General features: G+C 39.4%; 17 protein-coding genes. 14 read left to right on the forward strand and 3 right to left on the reverse strand.

Annotated features, from left to right (window positions below; genetic code table 11):
- The 3 genes from MKY51_RS05785 to MKY51_RS05795 form a co-directional block, all read right to left on the reverse strand.
- Positions 1-276 carry an excalibur calcium-binding domain-containing protein gene (locus MKY51_RS05785; RefSeq protein ID WP_339175832.1) on the reverse strand — a complete coding sequence of 92 codons (276 nt, stop codon included), beginning with the start codon at positions 274-276 and terminating at the stop codon, positions 1-3.
- Between the two features lie 87 nt (positions 277-363).
- Positions 364-1,140: an SDR family oxidoreductase gene (locus MKY51_RS05790; RefSeq protein ID WP_339175834.1), complete on the reverse strand. Its 777-nt coding sequence runs from the start codon at positions 1,138-1,140 to the stop codon at positions 364-366.
- Positions 1,141-1,282: 142 nt separating this feature from the next.
- Positions 1,283-1,531: a ferredoxin gene (locus MKY51_RS05795; protein WP_008404945.1), complete on the reverse strand. Its 249-nt coding sequence runs from the start codon at positions 1,529-1,531 to the stop codon at positions 1,283-1,285.
- Between the two features lie 102 nt (positions 1,532-1,633).
- Between MKY51_RS05795 and MKY51_RS05800 the strand changes: the two genes are divergently transcribed.
- The 14 genes from MKY51_RS05800 (at position 1,634) to der (ending at position 15,416) form a co-directional block, all read left to right on the forward strand.
- Positions 1,634-2,674, forward strand: coding sequence for a helix-turn-helix domain-containing protein (locus tag MKY51_RS05800; RefSeq protein WP_339175835.1), 1,041 nt, complete (start codon positions 1,634-1,636; stop codon positions 2,672-2,674).
- Entirely contained in the window at positions 2,671-4,116 is a 1,446-nt protein-coding gene (locus MKY51_RS05805) for an ATP-dependent DNA helicase RecQ (protein ID WP_339175836.1), read from the forward strand. Before MKY51_RS05800 ends, MKY51_RS05805 begins: the two co-directional genes overlap by 4 nt.
- Before the next feature lie 81 nt (positions 4,117-4,197).
- Positions 4,198-4,914 carry a LysM peptidoglycan-binding domain-containing protein gene (locus tag MKY51_RS05810; protein WP_339175838.1) on the forward strand — a complete coding sequence of 239 codons (717 nt, stop codon included), beginning with the start codon at positions 4,198-4,200 and terminating at the stop codon, positions 4,912-4,914.
- Between the two features lie 177 nt (positions 4,915-5,091).
- Positions 5,092-5,847 (forward strand): metallophosphoesterase, encoded by a 756-nt coding sequence (locus tag MKY51_RS05815; protein WP_339175839.1) that lies wholly within the window; start codon positions 5,092-5,094, stop codon positions 5,845-5,847.
- 42 nt (positions 5,848-5,889) lie between these two features.
- Positions 5,890-6,855 (forward strand): YpdA family putative bacillithiol disulfide reductase, encoded by a 966-nt coding sequence (locus MKY51_RS05820; protein ID WP_339175840.1) that lies wholly within the window; start codon positions 5,890-5,892, stop codon positions 6,853-6,855.
- Between the two features lie 12 nt (positions 6,856-6,867).
- Positions 6,868-7,833, forward strand: coding sequence for an asparaginase (locus tag MKY51_RS05825; RefSeq protein ID WP_339175841.1), 966 nt, complete (start codon positions 6,868-6,870; stop codon positions 7,831-7,833).
- A gap of 128 nt (positions 7,834-7,961) precedes the next feature.
- Entirely contained in the window at positions 7,962-8,636 is a 675-nt protein-coding gene (gene prsW, locus MKY51_RS05830; protein WP_339176579.1) for a glutamic-type intramembrane protease PrsW, read from the forward strand.
- A gap of 168 nt (positions 8,637-8,804) precedes the next feature.
- Positions 8,805-9,587, forward strand: coding sequence for a spore cortex-lytic enzyme (gene sleB / locus MKY51_RS05835; protein WP_339175843.1), 783 nt, complete (start codon positions 8,805-8,807; stop codon positions 9,585-9,587).
- A 13-nt stretch (positions 9,588-9,600) separates the two neighbouring features.
- Positions 9,601-10,884 (forward strand): PepSY1/2 domain-containing protein, encoded by a 1,284-nt coding sequence (locus MKY51_RS05840; RefSeq protein ID WP_339175844.1) that lies wholly within the window; start codon positions 9,601-9,603, stop codon positions 10,882-10,884.
- A gap of 108 nt (positions 10,885-10,992) precedes the next feature.
- Positions 10,993-11,646, forward strand: coding sequence for a flagellar brake domain-containing protein (locus MKY51_RS05845; protein WP_339175845.1), 654 nt, complete (start codon positions 10,993-10,995; stop codon positions 11,644-11,646).
- Positions 11,647-11,801: 155 nt separating this feature from the next.
- A complete protein-coding gene (gene cmk / locus MKY51_RS05850; RefSeq protein ID WP_339175846.1) occupies positions 11,802-12,476 on the forward strand; it encodes a (d)CMP kinase in 675 nt (224 codons plus the stop codon).
- Positions 12,477-12,591: 115 nt separating this feature from the next.
- On the forward strand, positions 12,592-13,734 hold the full coding sequence (rpsA, locus tag MKY51_RS05855) for a 30S ribosomal protein S1 (RefSeq protein ID WP_079525839.1): 1,143 nt from the start codon (positions 12,592-12,594) through the stop codon (positions 13,732-13,734).
- A 68-nt stretch (positions 13,735-13,802) separates the two neighbouring features.
- Positions 13,803-13,979: a hypothetical protein gene (locus MKY51_RS05860; RefSeq protein WP_339175849.1), complete on the forward strand. Its 177-nt coding sequence runs from the start codon at positions 13,803-13,805 to the stop codon at positions 13,977-13,979.
- A 126-nt stretch (positions 13,980-14,105) separates the two neighbouring features.
- A complete protein-coding gene (gene der / locus MKY51_RS05865) occupies positions 14,106-15,416 on the forward strand; it encodes a ribosome biogenesis GTPase Der (RefSeq protein WP_339175850.1) in 1,311 nt (436 codons plus the stop codon).
- The last annotated feature ends 13 nt before the right edge of the window (positions 15,417-15,429 follow it).

Below are 15,429 nucleotides of genomic sequence, written 5' to 3' on the forward strand. Positions count from 1 at the left end.
CTATTTTTCGCAAGCAATCCCGTCCTTATCACGATCACTTTTTGCGTTTAATTTGTAAAGCTCTGCTGATACGAAAGGTTTATATTTTGTTTTGCCGCCTTTATTCGTTGTTTTCGCATCTTTTGCAACGCCACCTTTGTAGACTTTATTTAATTCGGTGCAATTTTTATAAGCGACAGCTTTCACTTTTGTAGCTGCCTCTGCTTCCATTGTTGAAAACGAGAAACCGCTAATTAAAACAGCACCCATTAATAATCCTGAAATATACTTTTTCATCGTAATGCTCCTCTATAAACAGTATTTTCCAGTATTTTAACATAAAAAAAAGCGAATTCACAAGGGAGGTAGTGAATTCGCTTTGGACTAACCCATAATATTATAACCGCTATCGATATAAATCGTTTCGCCTGTCACTCCTCGGGATAGGTGGCTTAACATTACGATTGTCATGTCAGCTACTTCTTCCTGGTTTGTGTTGCGTTTTAACGGAGAAGTTTCTTCGATTTTATGCAGAATCTGATTGAAGCTTGGTACACCTTTAGCTGCCAATGTACGGATGGCACCTGCGGAAATGGCATTGACACGAATATTATCCGCACCGACATCGGCTGCCAAATAGCGCATTGAAGCTTCAAGTGCAGCTTTCGCAACGCCCATTACATTGTAGCCATCAAGAACACGCTGTGCACCTAAATAAGACATCGTTACGATAGAACCGCCTTCTGTCATATAAGGTTTTGCCGCTTTTGTAACAGCAATCAGCGAATAGGCACTTGTATCTTGTGCAAAGGCATAGCCGTCACGTGTTGTTTCGACGAAGCGGTTATGCAGATCTTCGGCATGTGCGAATGCAACAGAATGGATAATGCCGTGAATCACTTTAAACTGCTCACCGATTTGAGTGAATGCTTTTTCAATGCTTTCGTCGCTGTTTACGTCACATTCAATAACAGTTGCATTGTGCTCTTCATAATTTGTTAAAAGCTTTTCGATTTTTCCTTTTGAACGTTCTTTACGATATGTGAAAATTACATTTGCTCCGACATCAAATAGTCGTTTTGCGATGCCCCAAGCAATACTGCGCTCATTGGCAACACCCATTACGACGATATTTTTCCCTTTTAATTGCAATAAATCCATAACGACACCCCTAAAATGAATAGTTAATATTAGTACCTACTACTAATATTAACTATAACATCTCAATAATAGATGCGCAATGAGAAAAAAGTGCAAAATAAAAAACGACCCTTTAAAAGGAATCGTTTCGTATGTTTGTATACTATTCGAATTTTAATGAGTCGCCGTCAAATGTTTCATCTGCAACTTTAATAGAGTCTGTTGGACAGCCTTCAAATGCATCTTGCATATCTTCTAGTAGATCTTCTGGAACTTCAGCAGTACCCATGTTATCATCTAAAATAACGAAAGCGATTCCTTCATCATCATAATCATAAATATCCGGTGCAGCAGCGCCACAAGCGCCACATGCGATACAAGTATCTTTATCTACGATAGTATATTTTGGCATTGTTACCTCTCCTTTATCCGTTCGTTTCCATAAAGCTCTTACTTATTCTAATGGTGTTTTCGGCACTTTTCAACCTAATACTACGAAAATGAGGGATTTGACATGCTAATCCAACAAATTCTTTTGAAAATTTTACATACTTTTCAACAGGAACGCACTGTTTCCGCCGCCTATCACTTATTGAAAGGGAAGCGGTCAGGGCAGACAATTCATGATGTAGGCCTCTTTAATTTATATTCCTATTTTGGGTTGCTCCCAAAACTAGCTCGTCATAAATTCGATGAGCAAATTGATCTCATGTTTGCCAAGAGTATTATTATAATAGAGGAAAATGGTTTTTATACTATGACCGAACAAGGAAAACAGCTTGCCTCAAAACCTGTGCCTCTTTCGTTTGACGGCTGGCATTACCGTGGCAATGAACATATTTTTTTCGGTAGACTTTCGCTAATTATTCAAAGCCTGTCCCATCAGCTCCATCAGAAAAAAGCGTTTATCCCGATTGAAAAAAATGAACAAGTACAGCAATGGGTACGTCAATTTTTAGTGCGACACCATTATCAGAAAGGCTTGCTGCACCAATCAATTTACACAGAAATATCTGCAAGTATAGCCGAGACAGCAATCGAAGAAAACATGAAAGACATCCTCATGTACCGATTGACCGGCTACAATGAACCGGGATTTACGTGGCAGCAATTGGCATTTGGCTATAATATGCAGGAAATGGATGTTCAACTGCACTATATTAGCGCATTGCATACTTGGTTGAATGAATTGTACCGTGAAAAAACACAATACCCGCTATTGAATGAAATTATGCAAAATATACGTGTGGAAGTCGTGCTGACTGCTTCGGCAAACGCAACCGCCCAGTTATACAAAGCGGGAAGAACATTGGAAGAAATCAGTCATATCCGTCGATTAAAAATGAGTACGATTGAAGATCATATTGTCGAACTTGCGATGAATGAACCGAACTTTTCGATAGAGCCATTTGTATCAACCAAAGAACAGCAACAAATTTTAGGTGCGGTCGAAGCTTATGATACGAAACGATTAAAAACATTGAAAGAATTACTGCCGCAGCTAAGCTATTTTCAACTTCGGCTAACATTGGCGAAAGGAGCGACCCATATATGAATTTACAAAGTGCCTTAAAGCAACATTTCGGCTATGATGCATTCCGGCCAGGACAAGAAGAAATCATCAAAAATATAGTGGCGGGCAGAGATGTTGTGGCCATTTTGCCGACCGGAATGGGGAAATCCCTTTGTTACCAGCTGCCGGGCTATTTATTTCAAAAACCGGTGCTGATTGTGTCGCCGCTATTATCACTCATGCAAGACCAGGTCGATCAGCTAAAGCAAATGGGGGAAAAACGAGTTGTCGCATTGAATTCCTTTTTAACACCAGACCAGAAAAGGTATGCCCTACACTTTTTGGGAGAGTACCGGTTTATTTTCGTATCTCCGGAAATGCTGTTGCAGCCGCAAGTAAAGGCAAGAATTCAAGCGATGGAACTTTCGCTAATTGTTGCGGATGAAGCACATTGTATATCGCAATGGGGATTTGATTTTCGACCGGACTATTTACGGATTGGTGAAATATTATCGGAGTCGAATCGTCCGCCTATTCTTGCATTATCCGCCACAGCAACGGATACGGTTTTGGCGGATATCCAATCCTATTTAAAAATGAATGCACCTTTTCACTATATGCACGCTGTAAACAGAGACAATATTCATTTAGTGAAAAAACTGTTTTCAGAGCGTGAGGAAAAGATTGAATGGATTATTGAACATGTGAAAAATACAGACGGTCCGGGCATCATTTATACGCAATCCCGGTCAAAAGCAGAAGCGATCAGTTTACAGCTTCTACAGCAAAATATTTCGGCGGCCGCTTATCATGCCGGGAAGGAAGCACAGGACCGACAATTTATACAGCAGCAATTTTTAGCCGGTCAGCTTGAATGGATAGTAGCGACAAATGCATTTGGTATGGGTGTCCATAAAGAAAATGTTCGTCAAGTTATTCATGAAACAATGCCTGCAACATTGTCGAACTATATGCAGGAAATTGGGCGGGCTGGTCGTGATGGCAAAAAAGCAGTTGCCTTTTTATTATATTGTGACGGTGATGAGCAATTTGCAAAATTTATCGCGTCAGAAGATTTGCCGAAAAATATTCATGTGGACCGGTTCACAGAAGTGATGGCTGCTGGTGAACAGCCACAGTCCTTGCTTGCAAACGGGGAAATGTCGGAAGTCGTTTTCCGTGTGCTGAGTTATTGGCTGGCACGTGAATCTGCCGAGGAAGTAAAGAATCGGATGCTGAATTTACAGATTAAGAAATTTGAAGAAGTCCAGCTCGTTTTAAAGCTTATAGAAGGTACAGAATGTATGAGGAAGCAAGTCGTTCAGTACTTTGGTCAGCAATTGACGAAGCAGCAGGAAAATTGCTGTTCCAACTGTGGAATCGATGTGTCTGAACTGGTGGAAGAGAGAGATCCTTCAAAAACTATGATTAAAATGACCAATTGGCAACACCGTCTCAAGAAAATATTGTTAATAAACTCTTAATCTACTATCGAACCGTTTACTTTTATGTAGAAATTGGTCATAATAAAGTTATAATTTTTAGTAGTTGGAGGGGTGAAGGCCATGACAAAAGAAGATTACCGGGAGAAGGTAGAGGAGCATCGTCAAGAGATTGACCTACATAATGAGTCAGGTACAAAAATGTCACGTGTTAGCCGACATCGAAAGAAAAACGGAAAAAAACAAACAAACCCAATTATGACGGTGTTAACAGTTATCTTAATTTTTATCCCTTTAGTTATTCTAGCTTATGTGTGGCTAATCTATGAACCGAACACATCTGCAAGTGAAAATGTAAATGTGGATAAGAAGGATGACTTAGTAGTGGAGATTCAAAAACAGGATCCGAAAACACAGCCAGCTGCTACTAACGATGACGAAGATAAAGAAGAAAAAAATGATGATAACTCGGCCGAAGTGGATGAGGCTAAAGCGAAAGCGGAAAAAGAAAAATTAGCTGCTGAAGAAGCGAAAAAGGCGGAAGCACAAATCGCAAAAGAAAAAGCTGAAAAAGAAGCGGCAGAAATAAAAAAAGCAGAAGAAGCACAGAAAGCAGCTGCTGCTAAAGCGAAAGAGCAGGAAGCAAAGAAAAAAGCTGCTCAGGAAGCGGCTAAAGCACAGCAAAAAACACATACTGTACAATCGACTGACAATCTATACCGCATCGCATTAAAGTACTACGGTAATGGTAGTCCTGAATATGTTAATAAAATAAAAGCTGCCAACAATTTATCATCGGACAGTATTTCGACAGGGCAAGTTTTAGTAATTGTTCCATAATTTTTCTCACTTGTATAATGACTAGTAAAAAGACGAACCGTTCCGGCTCTCGTCTTTTTCTTTATGAAAGAAATTTGTTATTTTAAATACTTAGTAAACACTAGGTGAAATTAATGGTTATGAAAGCATTACATCAGGCTATTTTGTTATTAGCCTTTTTGAATTGGAGGACCGTGTATGGTCATAATAAGTTTTATCGGAATCGCCTGTATTACAGTGCTTCTCTATATGTATAAAGAAGCACATGAAAATAACATCCGGTCACATGAAGTGAAAGCAATTGGCGATAATGAAACAATCTATCTTTATTTTATATCGGATACACATGCGCGCAAAATTAATGAGGCGATGATTGATTCGATTGATCAAAATATACAGGCTGTCCTCATAGGGGGAGATTTTGTCGATCGTCGGACTTCTGAAGATACAGTGCTCCATAATATACGCATGCTAAAAAAACTGGGCCCTATTTATTTTATTTGGGGCAATAATGATATTGAATTTGGTGAACAAAAACTGCGTCAACTGCTGAAAGACCATCAAATCCATATTATTGAGAATGAATCAATCAGTCTCAAAAGCAAAAATAAGCTGTCTGTGAGCGCAGTTTCATATCGTCCGGAAGAACAGAACATCCAGCAGGCAATCGGGCAATGCGAAGAAAAGAACACCGTACTCATAGCGCATAATCCGGAACTGTTCGGCAAAGTACATAAGCAGTTTCAGCCACTGCTCAGTATTGGGGCACATTTACATGGCGGGCAAATTCGTCTCGGTAAATTCGGACTGCAGCCACACGGATATTTTAAAAAAGTGAAAAACCGCTATGAACTTGTCAGTAACGGGTATGGTACGACGCTTGTCCCGCTGCGTCTCTGTGCAAAGCCGGAAAGTCATCTTATTACAATTAAATTTGAACAAGATGTAAAATGAGAGAAAAGCGATTTATAGGAATTGGAATAAGGAGATGTTAGTATGCAAAAGGTAGAAGCAATCATTGTTGGTGGAGGTCCATGTGGATTAGCTGCAGCGATTGAACTACAAAATATCGGATTGTCGCCAGTCATTATCGAAAAAGGTAATATTGTCAATGCGATTTACAATTATCCGACACATCAAACTTTTTTTAGTACGAGTGAAAAGCTGGCAATCGGGGATGTGCCGTTTATTATTGAACAACGAAAACCGAAACGCAATCAGGCACTTGTCTATTATCGCGAAGTCGTGAAGGCGAAAAACCTTCAAGTCAATCGTTTTGAAACAGTGGAAAGTGTTAAAAAAACGGATGGTTTATTTCATGTGCGCACTGATAAGGACAGTTATGAAACACCGTATGTAGTCATTGCAACGGGCTATTACGATCATCCGAACTATTTGAATATACCAGGCGAAAATCTTCCGAAAGTGCATCATTATTTTAAGGAAGGACACCCGTTTTTCGATTTGAATGTACTGGTAATCGGTGGGAAAAACTCTGCAATTGATGCAGCATTGGAGCTTAATAAAGCAGGCGCACATGTGACGGTCATCTATCGTGGCAATGATTATTCGCCGAGCATTAAGCCATGGGTATTGCCGGAATTTTTAGGTCTTGTACGAGAAGGCGAGATTTCAATGCACTTCAATACAGAAGTAAAAGAAATCAAAGAGAAGGAAGTCATTGTCGAAATTGAGGGACAACAAGAAACACTCGCCAATGATGTCGTATTCGCAATGACCGGTTATCACCCTGATCATCGTTTCATTCGTGAAATGGGCGTCGAGATTGATGAACAAACAGGAAGACCGACGTTCGATCCTGAAACAATGGAAACAAATGTAGAAAATCTATTTATTGCCGGTGTCATTGCTGCGGGAAATAATGCCAATGAAATCTTTATAGAAAACGGCCGCTTTCATGGGAATATGATTGCTCAAAAAATTGCTCGTCAAACTACATAAGGGGTGAATGTTGTGAAGAAAAAAGTAGTGCTGATTACAACAGGTGGAACGATTGCGAGTACACGCAACGAGAAAAACAAACTGGAGTCCGGCAAGCTGGATGGGCAAGCCATTTTATCGATGTGCCAGCTTGAAAATGAGATGGATATTGAACTGATTGATTTATACCAGATCCCATCGATGCATATGACATTCGAAAATTTAAATTTACTGAATCAAACGGTCAAAAATGTATTTGAAGATCAAACGGTGAGCGGGATTGTCATTACACATGGTACGGATAGTTTAGAGGAGACTGCCTACTTTTTAGAGCTGACAATTCATGATGAACGCCCGGTTATTGTAACGGGTTCGCAAAAATCACCAGGCGATATTGGTACAGATGTCTATTCAAATCTCCGGAATTCCTTATTGGTTGCTTCGAATGAAGAGGCGAAAAATATCGGGGTGTGCGTTGTCTTTAATGAAAAAATCATTCATTCCAAATACGTGAAAAAAATGCATTCCTCAAGTATTAACGGCTTTGGATCGATCGGCTATGGGATGCTTGGATTTATCGATAACGACGAGGTCATCATTTACCAGAAGCCAACACATAAAGAAGTATATAATATAAAAGAAAGCTACCCTGCTGTTGAAATTGTATTTGCTTATTTAGGTGCAAGTTCCATTATATTGGATGCCCTCTACGAAGCAGATGTTGAGGGTATTGTGCTGGTCGGAGCAGGTCGAGGTCAAGTTGCACCGAAAATGATGGGCGCAATTGAAAAACTTTGTCAAAAAGGAACGAAAGTTGTGTTAACGACATCGACTGAAGAAGGACGAGTATTCCCGACATATGATTATTACAGCAGTGCGAATTACTTGAAAGATGCCGGCGTTATCATGGGCGGGGACTTTGATCCGAAGAAAGCCCGTATGAAGCTCCTGTTGATGATTGCGAACGGCAATACGGATTTTGATACTTTTATGCATTAATGATAGGAAGTCGGCATGAAAATAGCCGAGTTTTTATATTTTCTAGACAAATATTGGGTATGCTACACTGCTTTGAAAAAAATAGTGCTATACTATTTATGAGTCGAGAAACGAGAGGAGCCGGCATGATGTTTATACTATTATCAGCAGCGATTGCGCCGGGTTTAGCCCTTTTAAGCTACTTTTATTTACGCAATGAGATGGATACCGAGCCACGGCGTACATTAATGCATTCTTTCATATATGGCGGGGTTATAACCTTCCCTGTTTTATTTATACAATTTGTCATTAAAGAAGAACAGACATTTTCGAATCCTTATTTTATCAATGCAATATTCACCAGTTCGATAGAAGAATTCGTAAAATGGCTCATTATTTTAGCCGTAATTTTACGCCATATCGAGTTTGACGATCCGTATGACGGTATTTTGTACGGTGCCGCAGTTTCATTAGGATTTGCTACTGTGGAAAACGTCCTCTATTTATTATCTTTCGGGATTGATCAAGCATTTATGCGGGCGTTATTGCCGGTATCGAGTCATGCATTGTTCGGTGTAGTGATGGGTTACTATTACGGAAAAGGAAAGTTTTCAAGTGACGAAATACAGAAGAGGTATATTGCGCTTGCCCTTTTTGCCCCTGTAGGTCTTCATATTATGTATAATTCAATTTTAATGTTAGAAGAATACTTTTTGTATGCGATGCTGCCGTTCATGTTATTTTTATGGACGTTTGCATTACGTAAAGTCAAGCAGGCACATGAACATCTAATTGAACACTTATCCCGCAGTAACCATTTCTAAAAGGTTTGTTACAAATATTTTTGTAGCAAACCTTTTTCTATGTAAAAAACGGATTATTAAACTCTAAATAAGTGATAAAAATATGCTCTATAGATTGAAAAAAGCATCTTTCGAATGTATAAACTTTTCAAATTTCTACATCCTACTGAAAAAGGAGTGGAAATGTCAATGAAAAAAATCGTCTTGTTCGTAATCATTATATCAAGTAGTTTTGTAAGTCATACATTTGCATTTTCAGGTCAGGATGTGCAACGAGGTGCATTTGGTGACGATGTAATTGAGTTACAGGCACGACTTCAATATTTAAGTTTCTATCATGGGAAAATTGACGGGAAATTTGGTTACGGAACCTATTGGGCACTTCGTAATTTCCAGGAGCAATACGGGCTTCCTGTAGACGGGATTGCCGGACGGTCTACGAAGGAAAAACTCGAGAATAATTCGGATTTCGACAAAGCGTGGGTTCATAAACAGATTAATGCCGGGAACAGCTTCACGTATTATGGCGGTGTCGCTTTGGAAAATCAGGTGAAAAAAGGTGGAAATGGCGGAAAAAGCTCAAATAGTACAACCTCCATGCAGCTTCCACCAGGCTACACAGAGCAGGATCTTCAAATTTTAGCGAATGCCGTATACGGAGAAGCGCGAGGCGAGCCGTATGAAGGACAAGTTGCTGTTGCGGCCGTAATTTTGAACCGTCTGGAGTCTCCGGAATTTCCGGATACGATTTCGGAAATTATTTTCCAGCCATTAGCTTTCACAGCTGTTGCGGACGGCCAGATTTGGCTTACTCCAAATGAACGTGCCAAACAGGCTGTGTTGGATGCGATAAACGGCTGGGACCCATCCGAGAATGCTCTGTATTATTTTAATCCTGTAACAGCGACAAGTAATTGGATTTGGTCTAGACCTCAAATCAAACAAATTGGTGAGCATATTTTCTGCTTATAGGCGGGGGTAAAACATGAAAAAATTTGCATATTTATTAGGTTTATTTGTTGTCATATTAGCCTTTGTTTCCTTTGATCTATTTACACAAAATAAGGATTTGGAGCGAGCTGTTTATGCTACCCAATCGAGGGACCTTTCGGCAGCGACTGAAAAATTGTCGACATTGCATACAGCGGTGGAACAATCTTTACTCTTTCAGGACGAAAAAGCTTTAAATAATGAATTGGATTCCATCTGGCGGTTGAGCAGTGATTTAAGAAAAACGGTCGCCAATTTACCGATTCAGGCAGAAGTACAAAATGAATGGATGCGTTATTTAGGGAAGATCGGTGATAACGCAAAACAAGCGGCCGCAACGGGGGACTATGAAAACTGGCGCGGTAAAATGAGTACGGTTGCTTCCAATTTACATGCGTTTGCAGAAGAATGGAATATCGCGACTGTCGCTTTTTATGAAAATGACGGCGATTTAAAAAAATGGTCAACGAATCATACAACCGACCTTAAAGATTCACCGTTTATGAACGTGTCAAAACAATTAAAAACATATAATGAAACCGATTTTCCATTAACTGCAAGTGAATCGGATTATGAGAAAAAGCGGGAGTTACAGCATTTAAAAGATAAAAAAATAACGAAGAGCGAAGCCATTAAAAATTTTAAAAAGTTTTTCCCGAATATCGATGATTCCATCGTAACCGTGACAAAAAGCAGTGATAATGCACCATACCCGTTCTATCATATTCAATTTATCCATGGTTCGAAAATCGGCTATGCCGACATAACAGAAAATGGCGGCCATCTTCTGTCATTCCTGCTTGAACGTCCGGTGAAAAAGGATGCACTCTCACATGAAGAAATTTTGAATACCGCAAAAAGCTTTATGAATAAAGTAGGCTACACTGATGTGAAACTTTCCGAAACACGGGAAAATCATGAAGCATGGCATCTCGTATTTACGAGAGTGCATGGCGATGATGAAGCTTTAATTTATCCGGATAGTATTCAAGTAAAAATTGCGAAGGATAACGCGGAAATTTTAGGTGTCAACGCAATGGAATATATTCAGGAAGAAAAAATAAAAGAGCAAGGTGAGGTGCCGATCGACTGGGATAAGTTTTTTGCGGACCATGTAGGTGTCGAACAAGTGCAAAAGATTTATACTGGCAATGGAAATCTGGAGCTGCGTAAATGTTATGAAGTTATTGCAAGGCTCGACAATAAGACACAGGATACGTATCGCATAGTAATCGATACGGAAACACATGAAGTGATCAAAAACGAAAAAGTGTTTTAGCAGTATGTAGAAGGTGCTAGGTCCAGTAAAAATAATTGTAAAAATATAGCTATATTTACATTCCCATGAGATAATAAAGTATCAATAATTTCTTGTGGGGAGAGGCAAATGGAACTAAAAATTGGAACACAACTAACGCTGGAGCCAACCTATACGGAAAGGGTCGAAAAATTTAAATGTCGTGTAGTTGATCGGCAGGACAATATGATTTTTATCGACTATCCAATTAATACGGCAACTAAAAAAATCGCTTTTTTAATAGATGGCGCACAATTCCGTGCAACTTTCAGTACGGAAAAAAAGGAAAGTTACTGCTTTAATACAGAAGTTTTAGGACGTAAAGGCGGCAATGTTCAAATGATACTGCTTGCGTGTCCACCACCTGAAGAGTTTATTAAAATTCAGCGCCGCGAATATGTTCGTGTAGAAACACCTGTAGATATTGCCGTAGAACATGACGGACAGAAATTTCAGTTTGCGGCCGAAGACATAAGCGCCGGGGGAACATTGATTCATATTAAGTCACCGGTCAATTTTACTGAAGGCGATACAGTTAAGGCTTTCGTTGTCCTGCCATTTGTAAATGGCGAAATCCGCTATGTCGAAACAGATGCGAGAGTCGTGAACATGTTCGAACGAAATGACATGAAAATGGCAGCATTGAATTTCACGGATACGGATGATTATGATAAACAGCAGATTGTCCGATTCTGCTTCGAACGACAAGTAATGATCCGCAAAAAAGAAATGAATGAATTATAAGCGAAAGGTCTAAAAAGTATTTTACTTTTTAGACCTTTTTAAATAACTGAAAAGAATGTTATGGACGGGCAGTTTTTTTCAAAAAAATATAGCGTAAAGAAGGTAAAATTTTTTTCCGTTATGATACAATAGCAACGGAAAGTAGGGAGTTAATTATGATGAAAAAAATTCAAATTGCAATTGATGGTCCTGCAGGTGCAGGAAAAAGTACCATTGCAAAAATTGTAGCCGAAGCACTTCGATTTACATATATCGACACAGGTGCAATGTATCGGGCAGTGACGTATAAAGCGATGAAAGAAAACATACAATTACATGACGCAGAAGCGATTGAAAAAATGCTGCAGCAAACGGTGATTACATTAAAACCGTCGGAGCAGGGCCAACTCGTTTTTGTGGATGGACAAGATGTGTCACAGGCTATACGTTCAAATGAAGTTACGGCAAATGTATCAGAAGTTGCGGCACATGCCAATATTCGTGAAATTCTTGTAGCGATGCAGCAAAAGCTGGCTGCGGACGGCGGGGTTGTCATGGACGGGCGTGATATCGCAACACATGTTTTAAAAGATGCTGAGCTTAAAATCTTCATGTCTGCAACAGTTGAAGAACGTGCACATCGACGCTTCCTGGATAATGAACGCCGTGGTATTCCTTCTACAATTGAATCATTACAGAAGGAAATTGCATTGCGGGACAAGCTTGATAGTGAACGTGAAGCTTCACCGCTCATCCAAGCAGAAGATGCTTTATTTTTAGATACGACGCATTTATCAATTGATGAAGCGGCGCAAGAAATTTTGAAATTAGCGCAGCAAAAAATGCAGTAAACACTATTAAAAAATGAAGCTAACGTACGAAATTTCTGAAAATAAAGGGTTATTTTTTGTTTTTGTAGAACTTATCGAATAAAATAAAAGTGGAATACGCGAAGGAGGGCTACATATGTCTGAGGAAATGAATTTAGGGTCAAACCAAAAATTTCAAGAAGGAGATATTGTGAAAGGTGTTGCTGAACAGGTTGAAGAAAAGTCAGTAACGGTTTCGATCGAGGGGGCACCTTTCGACGGGATTATACCTATTAGCGAACTTTCAAGCTTACACATTGAAAAAGCTTCTGATATAGTTTCAGTTGGCGATCAGCTAGAGCTTATGATTACGAAAGTTGAAGAAGAGAATTTTGTATTATCGAAACGCAAAGTAGATGCACTGCACGCGTGGGATGAATTAAAAGCGAAATTCGAATCTGGTGAAGTATTCGAAGCAGAAGTAAAAGATGTTGTGAAAGGCGGACTTGTCGTCGATCTAGGCGTGCGCGGTTTCGTTCCGGCTTCACTCGTTGAAGATTATTTTGTCGAAGATTTTGAGGATTATAAAGGCAAAACTTTACGTTTAAAAATTACAGAGTTAGATAAAGAAAAAGGCCGACTTATTTTATCTCATCGTGCAGTATTAGATGAAGAGAAAGCGTCGAAAAAGCAACAAGTGATTCAAAATATCCATCAAGGGGATATGCTGGAAGGTACAGTTCAGCGCTTGGCGAAATTCGGTGCGTTCATTGATTTGGGCGGCATTGATGGATTAGTCCACATTTCACAAGTGGCACATGAACATGTTGAAGATATTTCTACGGTATTACAGGAAGGACAATCTGTAACTGTAAAAGTGCTTTCAGTCGATATTCCAAATGAGCGTGTTTCATTATCGATCAAAGATACTTTGCCTGGTCCATGGACAGACATCGAAGAGAAGGCTTCTAAAGGTGCCATCTTAACAGGTACTGTAAAACGTCTTGTTACATTCGGTGCTTTTGTGGAAGTATTCCCTGGTGTTGAAGGTCTTGTCCATATTTCTCAAATTTCCCACAAGCATATTACAACACCTCATGAAGTCTTAAAAGACGGACAAGAGGTGGAAGTAAAAGTACTTGAGGTAAATGAAGCAGAAAAACGCCTTGCACTAAGCATTAAAGCATTGCAGGAAGATTCTGCGAGCGACGAGGACTTCGATTACGAGCTGCCTGAAGAAAATAAAGGTTTCTCTTTCAGCGATGTTATCGGTGATCAGCTAAAAGGATTCAAAAAATAATATTACGAAAACCGCCCATATAAGGATGCTTATGTGGGCGGTTTTTTGCTTTTTGGGAAGCTCATAGCATGAAATTATTAGAACAAATTTATAGTTTATTAGAAAAAGCGAGTGGGATTTTAGAAGAATTGCATGCAATATTTGAACATATGGCATTCATTTTAGAACTTTTGGGAAATATATTAGAAGACCGCCTACTTATTAGAACTAGTCACGTTATATTAGATAATTTCCCGCTTTTTTAGAAAATTATAGTCCCCGAAAAGTTTGACGATAAATCGAAATCGATTTTGAATGTTATGAAAAAATGATATAATAGTCAAATTCGTGTATAATACGGAAAGACAAGAGTTTGGAAGGATGAAGTACAGATGACAAAACCAGTAATCGCCATCGTAGGACGTCCGAACGTAGGTAAATCGACAATTTTTAACCGAATTGTTGGAGAACGTGTATCGATCGTGGAAGATATTCCAGGTGTAACACGGGACCGTATTTATAGTTCGGCTGATTGGCTAGCACATGAATTTAATATTATCGACACTGGTGGTATTGAAATTGGGGACGAGCCATTTTTAGAACAGATCCGTCAGCAAGCGGAAATCGCAATTGATGAGGCGGACGTTATTATTTTCATGACTAATGGACGTGAAGGTGTTACGGCTGCAGATGAGCAAGTAGCGAAAATTTTATATAAAACAAAAAAACCGGTAGTACTTGCAATTAACAAAATTGATAACCCGGACATGCGTCATATGATTTATGACTTCTATTCATTGGGCTTCGGTGAGCCTTGGCCGATTTCAGGTTCACATGGTTTAGGTTTAGGGGATTTATTGGATGAGTGTGCGAAACACTTCCCGAACCCGGATGAAGAACAATATGATGATGATACGATTAAATTCTCGTTAATCGGACGCCCGAACGTAGGGAAATCATCACTTGTGAATGCCTTTTTAGGTCAGGACCGAGTTATTGTAAGTGAAATCCAAGGAACAACTCGTGATGCAATCGACTCTCCGTACTCATATGATGGACAAGATTACGTTATTATCGATACAGCGGGTATGCGTAAAAAAGGGAAAGTATACGAATCAACTGAAAAGTATTCGGTACTCCGTGCATTGCGCGCGATTGAACGCTCAGACGTTGTTTTAGTCGTTCTGAATGCGGATGAAGGTATTCAGGAACAGGATAAAAAAATTGCAGGCTATGCACATGAAGCAGGCAAAGCAATCATTATCGTTGTAAACAAATGGGATGCAATTGAAAAAGACGAGAAAACGATGAATATCTTTACAGAGCAAATTCGTGAACACTTCCTGTTTTTAGATTATGCACCGATCGTTTTCGTTTCGGCAAAAACGAAACAGCGTGTCCACAATATTTTACCGATTATCAAGCGTGTTAGTGAAAATCATGCGATGCGTATTCAATCATCAATTTTAAATGAAGTAATTGAAGATTCGATTGCACGTAATCCTGCACCAACAGATAAAGGTCGTCGTTTACGTATTTACTATGCAACACAAGTGGCGATTAAACCACCGACATTCGTTGTATTCGTAAATGAACCGGAAATGATGCACTTCTCATACGAGCGCTTCTTAGAAAACCGTATTCGTGAGACTTTCGATTTTGAAGGAACTCCAATACGCCTCATTACACGTGCTCGTGACTAAAATTCAATAAAAA

Origin of the sequence: Solibacillus sp. FSL R5-0691 (genome assembly GCF_037974225.1) — a bacterium.
Taxonomy (GTDB): domain Bacteria; phylum Bacillota; class Bacilli; order Bacillales_A; family Planococcaceae; genus Solibacillus.

What these genes read in the sequence shown, in the direction of transcription:
- MKY51_RS05785 (WP_339175832.1), bottom strand. Translation starts at nt 276, where the DNA reads ATGAAAAAGTATATTTCAGGATTATTAATGGGTGCTGTTTTAATTAGC.
- MKY51_RS05790 (WP_339175834.1), bottom strand. Translation starts at nt 1,140, where the DNA reads ATGGATTTATTGCAATTAAAAGGGAAAAATATCGTCGTAATGGGTGTT.
- MKY51_RS05795 (WP_008404945.1), bottom strand. Translation starts at nt 1,531, where the DNA reads ATGCCAAAATATACTATCGTAGATAAAGATACTTGTATCGCATGTGGC.
- MKY51_RS05800 (WP_339175835.1), top strand. Translation starts at nt 1,634, where the DNA reads ATGCTAATCCAACAAATTCTTTTGAAAATTTTACATACTTTTCAACAG.
- MKY51_RS05805 (WP_339175836.1), top strand. Translation starts at nt 2,671, where the DNA reads ATGAATTTACAAAGTGCCTTAAAGCAACATTTCGGCTATGATGCATTC.
- MKY51_RS05810 (WP_339175838.1), top strand. Translation starts at nt 4,198, where the DNA reads ATGACAAAAGAAGATTACCGGGAGAAGGTAGAGGAGCATCGTCAAGAG.
- MKY51_RS05815 (WP_339175839.1), top strand. Translation starts at nt 5,092, where the DNA reads ATGGTCATAATAAGTTTTATCGGAATCGCCTGTATTACAGTGCTTCTC.
- MKY51_RS05820 (WP_339175840.1), top strand. Translation starts at nt 5,890, where the DNA reads ATGCAAAAGGTAGAAGCAATCATTGTTGGTGGAGGTCCATGTGGATTA.
- prsW (WP_339176579.1), top strand. Translation starts at nt 7,962, where the DNA reads ATGTTTATACTATTATCAGCAGCGATTGCGCCGGGTTTAGCCCTTTTA.
- sleB (WP_339175843.1), top strand. Translation starts at nt 8,805, where the DNA reads ATGAAAAAAATCGTCTTGTTCGTAATCATTATATCAAGTAGTTTTGTA.
- MKY51_RS05840 (WP_339175844.1), top strand. Translation starts at nt 9,601, where the DNA reads ATGAAAAAATTTGCATATTTATTAGGTTTATTTGTTGTCATATTAGCC.
- MKY51_RS05845 (WP_339175845.1), top strand. Translation starts at nt 10,993, where the DNA reads ATGGAACTAAAAATTGGAACACAACTAACGCTGGAGCCAACCTATACG.
- cmk (WP_339175846.1), top strand. Translation starts at nt 11,802, where the DNA reads ATGATGAAAAAAATTCAAATTGCAATTGATGGTCCTGCAGGTGCAGGA.
- rpsA (WP_079525839.1), top strand. Translation starts at nt 12,592, where the DNA reads ATGTCTGAGGAAATGAATTTAGGGTCAAACCAAAAATTTCAAGAAGGA.
- MKY51_RS05860 (WP_339175849.1), top strand. Translation starts at nt 13,803, where the DNA reads ATGAAATTATTAGAACAAATTTATAGTTTATTAGAAAAAGCGAGTGGG.
- der (WP_339175850.1), top strand. Translation starts at nt 14,106, where the DNA reads ATGACAAAACCAGTAATCGCCATCGTAGGACGTCCGAACGTAGGTAAA.